General features: G+C 37.1%; 9 protein-coding genes. 7 read left to right on the top strand and 2 right to left on the bottom strand.

Features of this window, described 5'->3' with window-relative positions; translation table 11 throughout:
• The 7 genes from DS742_RS16170 to DS742_RS16200 all read left to right on the top strand — a co-directional run.
• Positions 1-617 (top strand): accessory gene regulator ArgB-like protein (locus DS742_RS16170; protein WP_147325814.1); only part of this gene is annotated, 617 nt, incomplete at its 5' end.
• Positions 604-768 carry a cyclic lactone autoinducer peptide gene (locus tag DS742_RS16175; protein WP_117418021.1) on the top strand — a complete coding sequence of 55 codons (165 nt, stop codon included), beginning with the start codon at positions 604-606 and terminating at the stop codon, positions 766-768. The genes DS742_RS16170 and DS742_RS16175, both read left to right, overlap by 14 nt.
• 23 nt (positions 769-791) lie before the next feature.
• Positions 792-1493 (top strand): LytR/AlgR family response regulator transcription factor, encoded by a 702-nt coding sequence (locus tag DS742_RS16180; RefSeq protein WP_170313490.1) that lies wholly within the window; start codon positions 792-794, stop codon positions 1491-1493.
• A 148-nt stretch (positions 1494-1641) separates the two neighbouring features.
• Positions 1642-2793 carry a DUF6070 family protein gene (locus DS742_RS16185; RefSeq protein ID WP_147325816.1) on the top strand — a complete coding sequence of 384 codons (1152 nt, stop codon included), beginning with the start codon at positions 1642-1644 and terminating at the stop codon, positions 2791-2793.
• Positions 2794-2839: 46 nt separating this feature from the next.
• Complete coding sequence (locus DS742_RS16190) at positions 2840-4093, top strand: hypothetical protein (protein WP_117418024.1); 1254 nt, start codon at positions 2840-2842, stop codon at positions 4091-4093.
• Positions 4094-4131: 38 nt separating this feature from the next.
• Positions 4132-4893 (top strand): bifunctional 3-deoxy-7-phosphoheptulonate synthase/chorismate mutase, encoded by a 762-nt coding sequence (locus DS742_RS16195; protein ID WP_117418025.1) that lies wholly within the window; start codon positions 4132-4134, stop codon positions 4891-4893.
• Between the two features lie 32 nt (positions 4894-4925).
• Positions 4926-5921 carry a chorismate transformation FkbO/Hyg5 family protein gene (locus tag DS742_RS16200; protein ID WP_117418026.1) on the top strand — a complete coding sequence of 332 codons (996 nt, stop codon included), beginning with the start codon at positions 4926-4928 and terminating at the stop codon, positions 5919-5921.
• Positions 5922-5982: 61 nt separating this feature from the next.
• On the opposite strand, the gene DS742_RS16205 is transcribed toward DS742_RS16200, so the two are convergent.
• Together DS742_RS16205 and DS742_RS16210 are read right to left on the bottom strand one after the other, a co-directional pair.
• Positions 5983-6954 (bottom strand): GNAT family N-acetyltransferase, encoded by a 972-nt coding sequence (locus DS742_RS16205; RefSeq protein ID WP_117418027.1) that lies wholly within the window; start codon positions 6952-6954, stop codon positions 5983-5985.
• A 12-nt stretch (positions 6955-6966) separates the two neighbouring features.
• Positions 6967-8073, bottom strand: coding sequence for a U32 family peptidase (locus DS742_RS16210; protein ID WP_117418028.1), 1107 nt, complete (start codon positions 8071-8073; stop codon positions 6967-6969).
• Positions 8074-8256: the final 183 nt, after the last annotated feature.

An 8256-nucleotide genomic window follows, 5' to 3' on the forward strand; every position in this document is an offset into this window, starting at 1 on the left:
GCGGAATGGAGATTATTATGATAGAAAGAATTGCAAATAGTATTTCTGAAAAAATCGTCATGTATAATCATAACAGCGGTGATAAAGAGATATATAATTATGGTCTGCAGATCATATTTAATACCCTCTTCAGTATAAGTGCCGTGTTACTGTCAGGTGCGTTTTTTCATGAATTCACCGGAGCGGTTTTGTTTTTAATCAGTTACTGCTCAGTCAGGCTGTTTGCCGGCGGACTTCATGCCGGTACAAATAACAGATGCATGATGATCTTTATCAGCGGATATATCATTACATATCTGATTCTGAGGAATTTAACGGTACATTTCAATCCTTCGATTGTTTGTTTTTTAATTTTACTTAACTGTATGATACTTTTCTGGGCACCGGTTGATGCTTTAAATAATCCGATATCGGACAAGTTTAGAAGATCCATGAAGAATAAAGCTCTTTTTATTTCTTTGCTTATTTCAACTGCAGTATCTTTGCTGCTTTATTATGAATTTGAGGCTGGAAAGTGGGCATTTGCAGGATTGTGTTGGGTTTGCCTGATCTTGGTAACTGGTAAAATTAATAATATATTTATGAGTAGGGGGAATTATCATCATGAAAAAGTTTAGCAGGAAAATGTATGGGTTATTAAGTACCGCAGCAATGTTTGTGGCAGTCACATCAATCGCACAGCTTAATTCTTTTTGTATTCTGACGATTCATCAGCCGGAGATTCCTGATTCGCTGAAGAGAAAAACTGGTATCCTTAAGAACGATTAAGTTCAAAGAAAATGAAGATCTTAATGTGCGATGATCAGGAAGAATTTCTGATTAATCTTAGAAATTCTTTAACTGAAATACTGGCAGAATTAAATTTAGAATCTTATTTACTTTCGTTTACAGATCCCGATCTGATACTCGGTTACATAAAAGAGTATCTGGATGCTGATATTGTTTTTATGGATATACTGCTGGGCAAAAAGAATGGTTATGAAGTGGCAAAGCAGATTAGCAGGATTGCGCCCAAAACCAAAATTATTTTTTTATCATCAACATCTGCATATGCAATAAAAGGTTATGATATCAAAGTGACACGATATCTGATGAAACCAGTGAAAAGAGAACGGTTATCCTGTGTCTTAAAGGATGTAATATCGGAACTACAATATAATAACAACAGCTATATTGTAGAGCGCAATGACCAGGGTATTCATAAAATCTTTCTCGATGAAATTATTTATATTGAAACATGCAAAAGAAACACGCTGATTCATACTACATATGAAAATTATATCAGCTATCGAAGCATGAAAGAGCACGAAAGCAGACTTAATAAAAACTTTATCAGATGTCACTCCAGCTATATCGTGAATATGGAATTTGTAAAAGATTATCAGTCCTACGAATTATATTTGCTTAATAGTGATACAATACTGGTGAGCAAAAACAGAAGAAAAGACTTTTTATATGCATTAACTAAATTTTATGGGAAAATGTTAAAATGAAAAAGGACATGGTTCATTCGCCTGCTGAATCGACTCTGATACAATGACTGGAGATCGGAAGCGGCCTCTGACCATGTCTGTTTTTATAAATTTCAATCATCTGCATGACGATTATGACGTCATTACAGGTTTGAAAGGAGGAGAAAGATTGAGTAAAAACACATTGGTTTTAATTCTGGCAGCCGCCCTGATCATTTTAACAGGCTGTTTAAGTCCAAAGCAGAACCAGTTAGAAGATATCCGTGCTATGCTGTATGAATCCTGTAAAGGTATCTATAATGAATCTCTTAACAATGGGACATTAGGCGGCCTGGATACGGTTCAAAGAATGGCAGATAAACTGGGAGAGAAGGGATATGCGGTAGTGGATCAGGATAATCAGCTCAATATGAAAAATTCTGGTCTTACAGAGAAATTCCTGGGTGAAGTAGAAGAAAAAAAGAATGCAGAATCAACGTTAATCATGGTTCTGAATAATGGAGGATATGTTCAATTTAATTTTAAATCAAAGGAAGGAAGTGTTGATGTAGCCGCCACCAGTTACCAGTGGAAGGAAGGAGAGCTTAACACAATCTACACGGACAATTATCAGGCAGCTGCATGGGTTGTTACAGAAAACGGCTACTTAATTTTCCAGAAATACTATATGCCTGGAATGTCCGGACCTTATAGTCATGTGGCTGTGCGGGTGAAGCCATTAGATGATGTATACCGGCAGATGAACCGGAAGTATATTAATCCGCTAGGATACTATTCCAATAATTTATTCATAACAGACTGGGATGAAACGGATTACCAAAATCTTAATTTTTACGATCTGTTTGAACGCTTTTACCGAAGGGAGTTTTTAAAAGATTATCAGGACCCCAATGAGAATGATGGGCTGGTTGTGCTGCAGGTACCTAAGACAGAATTTGAAGGAGTGCTTATGAAGTATGTTAAAGTCGACAGCCAGGTTCTGCAAAAAAAAGCCAGGTACATGGCAGACAGCCAGACATATGAATACAGACCCCGCGGAGTGTTTGACTGTTGTCCCGGCCTGGAGATCCCATATCCGGAAGTCATCGATTGTGAAAGCAGGGATGACGGCACTTTGGTACTTACTGTAAACGCTGTATGGCCGGAAATGAATACAGGAACAGCGTTCAGACATAAAGTAACCATCCATCCCCTGCCAGACGGAAGTTTTCAGTATGTATCAAATCACGTCATTCCGTCTAAAGAAAATGTGAAACCTTCCTGGTATGTGGAGCGGCTTACAGATGATGAGTGGAAAAAGCACAAAGAAGAGGTTCAATAATGGTTTTGAACCAGTTCAAATGATCTTGGATTAAGGGGGAGAAGAAATGGGGAAGAGCAAGCTTTTTGTAGCGGGATTGCTTAACAGTAATTTTTTTGAAGTGTACAATATCATTGACCTGGAGAAAGAGCAGTCAAAAGAAATTGTGGTTGATAATACAAAAGAGCAGGAAAGTCTGGTGAAAATGATTGAGCGTCAGTTTCCAGATGGAAAGCTGCCTTATGGAGCGCAGGAAACCGGTCAGTTTCTTCCGTATTTAATTAATCCTCACAGTTGCTATAAAGTAGGGGATAAAATGCTGTCATTTATGCTTCAGGCCCCATATTTCAGAGAAATTGATGTCAATTCATTGGAGAATTGTGTAATCACATATAAGGATTCTACTGATATCATATTTAGTGCTTCATCCATTGGACATCGAAATAATATCATTTATCTATCTGTCAATTCTGCTGATGAGCGCGCTGATATTTATAATGGAAAAAGGACAGAAATTGGGTTTCACTATTTGGCGTATGATGTTATAAATCATAAATTTAAAGAACAGAGATATGTTGAAAAAGGATTAATTGATAATATGCATCAGGTGGGATACTCCAGGGAGGAATTTCTGGTATCTCTGGATATGAATATTTCTGTAAACCTGGATATCAGCCATATGGCGGGTTTAGATAATGAAGCTGTGCGGATCAAGTATAATAACGCATATTTTCAAAAAGGAAAAATATTTCTCTGGGATATGAAAACAGACAGGCTGCTGGTGATTGATCCACCCTTATGCACCCCGGCTCATGTAGAATTTGACCGGGACGACCAATCTGTTTTTTATGTGAGCTGCCATAACATGTCAAAATTTAAGGGCAGCATGGTGCTCCATGGCCCTGGAATGATTGTGAAATACCGGTATATGAATGGGATTATTGAAAAATTGGGCTGTTTTACAGATTTTCAATTTAACCGCATAACTACACATAAAATTTTTTACTATAATGAAAAGCCGTATCTGGCTGTGACAGGATATCCGGATTATCTTTATATCATTAATGGAGAAACGATGGTTCTTGAAACTAAGATAAAATTATTTGAGCCAGATATGCCTGTATTGTATCAGGATCAATTATTCCCCTGCATTGGAAATCGAAAGGCTCCCCTGTATTTACAGGTTAATGAAGACGGAACGGAAGTATATCTGGTTAACAGTGATACGTGTTTTCGTGTATTATGGCTGGAAAACAGTGTGAGAAGTTTTAAATACACAGAGAGTAATGGGGCAGTTTCTGCACATTGTGAAATATTTTAAGGAGGAAATTTTTACAGGAAAAGAGGCGGTTTAAGTATATGAACGTGAGAAACAGTGGGCACTTGTGGAAAGAAATAATTTCAGGCAGAACGGGTAACATGATAGCTGGTCCATGTGCTGTGGAATCCTATATGCAATTGGAGAAAGTTTCAGCCTTTTTAGTGGAAAAACAGGTGAAGATGCTAAGGGCTGGTGCTTACAAGCCAAGAACATCACCAGAATCCTTTCAGGGACTTGGAAGAGAAGGGGTTAAAATGATTCATGAAATATGTGAAACGTATGGTTTGATATCGGTAACGGAAATAATGGATATCCGTGACTTGGAATATATGGAGCAGGAAATCGATATTCTCCAGTTAGGAAGCCGTAATATGTATAATTACAGTATGCTGAAGGAACTGGGGAAGACAGATAAACCGATTCTGCTTAAAAGAGGGCTTATGGCCACCATAGAAGAGTTTATTTTTGCGGCAGAATACATACGAAAAGAAGGAAATAACAAAATTATTATGTGTGAAAGAGGAATCCGCACGTTTGAGAAGGAGACCCGGAATACGCTTGATTTGTCCTGTGTTGCTTTATTAAAGCAAAAAACCAGTTATCCTGTAGTGGTTGATTTAAGTCATTCCCTGGGGAGAAAGGATATCATGGTACCAATGGCAAAAGCATCTCTGGCAGCAGGTGCAGATATGCTGATGCTTGAAGTGCACCCAGAGCCGGAAAAGGCTCTCTCTGACGCAAAACAGCAGTTAAACTTAAATGAATTCCATAAAATTCTATATAGTGTAGGGGCATTATGAAAAATTAAATTCAACGGGGGAAGAATTATATTATGGAAAAATGTCTTGATGTTGCAATTGTCACAGGTAACGAAACACTTGATAAAATATCAGGTAATATTTTAGGAATCATTGAGTACGGAGTAAACGCAATATTTGCTGCAGATGCAGATGCAAAGTCTCTGCCATATCAGTTTATTCAGGTAAAAAGTATAAATGAGAACTTCTGTGAAGTCTGGTTTACGGAAGAAACAGTTTATTACAGGAAATCGGAGTCATGCAGAATAGGAGAAAGTGAAAATTTATGTTTCCGAACAGTTACAGTGTATGATGAGGCTGGAGGACATCAGGAAAAGGCTGAGAATGCATACAAACAGATTTTTTCAGAACTGAATTTGGATCTTTATCATGTAGTACGTTTTTGGAATTACATTCCCAACATAAATGAAAAGGGAGATGTCCAGGAGAGGTATAAAGAGTTCTGTGCAGGGCGGGAAGATGCCTTTTTAGAGCTTTACCATAAGAATGACAGCGTATACCCTGCAGCAACAGGAGTTGGGACATATGGGAATGATCTATGCCTCTGTCTGCTTGCAGTACATAAAAAGGCGAAAAGATGTAACATTGAAAATCCGAATCAGGTTCCGGCCTATTGCTATCCCAGGCAGTTCGGAGCTTCCAGCCCCAAATTTTCCCGTGCAGCATATGTGGAATTTCAAAGTGAAAAAATAATGCTGATCTCTGGGACAGCCAGCATTATAGGAACGGAAAGTGTATACATGGGGGATGTGGTAATGCAGACGAATACAACCATTGATAACATAAAAATATTGTTTGATGAAAAGAATCTTAGAAAATATGCAATTGATTTTTGGAGAATAAAGGCCAAATTAAAATATTTAAAGGTTTACATTAGGAACTGGGATGATTTTCCCATAATAAGACAGATTTGCGAAAATAGATTTGAAAAAGAAAAGATTGTGTATTTGCAAAGTGATATATGCAGATCGGAATTATTGGTAGAAATCGAAGGAGTATGGATTGGATGATTAATTATGAGGCTGTGGTCTGAACTTAATTCAAATCACAACCTCAAATCATTTTTTACAATTACAGACTTATTTGGACGGGAATTGTCTTCATCGGCTCAAACCCGAATTTTTCATAGAAAGGTATGCTGTCTTTGGGAACCTCCATCTCCAGCAGTTCCACTCCGCAGTTTTCGGCATCCTTTGCCGCATATACAAACAAAGCCTCTGAAAGACCATCACACCTGTATTGTGGTTTGGTATAGCGGTTTATGGGAACACCGATTTTTCCATTTATTAGTCCTGGCTCCGGAATCTGATCAAAATATATCATAAAATATACGGATATGACCGCTCCATTTATCTCTGCAACAAAAGCGCACAGATCTTTATTTAAATGTTCATCGAAATATGTTTTTACTCTTGTCTCGAAATCCGTACGATTTTTAACCGTTTTTATGTCTGACACTTCGCATAAATACTGTACCCGCAAATCAATCAATTGAGGAATGTCCATGCTGTCTGCCTTTCTCATATTTATGCCTTTTTCCAAGGCATGAGACCAATCCCCCCATGTATTATTTCCTAACAGTAACTGGATAGGCGGATAACCGCTGTCAATAAATCCGGCCGACTCATACATGGGAATATCTTTTTCCAAGACGTTAATTTCAAAAACTTCCGCTCCCTTTTCCTTAGCATGTTTCATTGAGTTTTCATACAAAGATTTTTCTAATTCTTCATCCTTATATTGAGGCTTTATATAAACAAATGACATATGCGCGCATTTGCTGTCTTTCGAAACCAGGCGGGGGAGTAATTCTAAGTAAAAGACGCACAAGACAGCAATCAATTCTCCATTTACTTCTGCAATGAAGATATCCAGATTCTTATTTAGATACCTGTTAATAAATTCTTCTGTTTTTGCATTTAATTCAGGATACTTATTTACGGCTTCCTCTCCCTGATCTTTTTTTAAAAATTCCATTCTAAGCTGAACCAACTGGGGGATATCCTGGTACACTGATTTTCTGATCATCACATTTCTCTCCATCTTTCCTGCCTCCTATTTAATTGAAATCTGGGGTTCCTGCTTAAGCCTTTGGATATAACCGTTCTCTCCTCTATAATAATCAGCTGCTACTGATGACATATTATCCGGCATTGTAAATGATTTTTTCATAAATTCCGCGCAGTAACCGCATTTATTACATATCTGGTCACATTCAACCGTATTGTTATAAAATCCCTCTACATAACCATCCAAAGCTTTATTGTCAATATATGGTTGGTGTTCCGTGTCGTAGGGAGCAAATATATGAAGCAAATCCAATAAATTACCTTCGAAACTTTCATTAATATATGCTTTCAGAAGCTTTACAATATCTCCTTCAAGAACAAATTCCCTTCCCTCCACTTTGAAATTTTTAATTCCTATATTATCATACAAATGTAAATCTTCCGGCCTGATCCAGTTAAGATTTAAGTAAATCTGGGGATCTTTCGACTTTTTCACACCACAGCTCATAAAATAGAAACTTTTACCCCGTTCACTGTTGTCATGGGCTGTCTGATTGTAATGAAAGATTCTGTATGGGCAGTCTCTCATACACTTGTCATTTACGATTACTTCTATTTTATCTGCACCCTGTGCAGCCATATTTCGCAAAAGAGTAAAGTCCTTAGTTACCGCCGGCTCGATAACAATACGTTCTGCTCCCATATCTATGTAATGTTTCATTTTTTTAACGGAATCTGTTTGAGAGATTGCAGAAATCTTTATCTTTATATCAGGTGCAATGCTTCTCACTAACTCAATAACCCCAGGTGTCGTTAAAGTTAAACTATTGACGCCAATATTCTGGAGATCACGAATAAGATTTTTTATTTCCTTTATTCCTCTGTCAGAAAATTCATAATTTCCAAAGCAGGCGGCATTGAGTGTATAATTAAATTCGATTCCATGTTTCTTTGAGAATTCAACATACTTTTCCAGGTCCCGCATACCAATCTGGGGTATGGTGCTCTTAGCTCTTCCGGACATATGCATACAGTCTTCTGTTAACTGTCCGTAAGTTTCCCTTATTATTACATTGTCATATTGTTGATTCAATTTTATATATTCTTGCAGGGTTTTCTCTTTAAAATCTGCCGGCATACTAAATAGTTTCATACGGGTGTCCTCCCTTTTTAATTATTATTTTGATATTAGAGCCTTAACTTTTCAATACGAAATGATTGATCAGGTATTGAAATTGATTATTTAAACTTTATAATTTCAGTTTACAAATATCATTTTTATTTCTTCTTATTCTAATGTAATCACTAAAAAAATAAGTCCAGCTAAGAAATGTCA

The organism is Lacrimispora amygdalina (genome assembly GCF_003432035.1).
GTDB classification, from domain to species: Bacteria; Bacillota; Clostridia; order Lachnospirales; family Lachnospiraceae; genus Lacrimispora; species Lacrimispora amygdalina.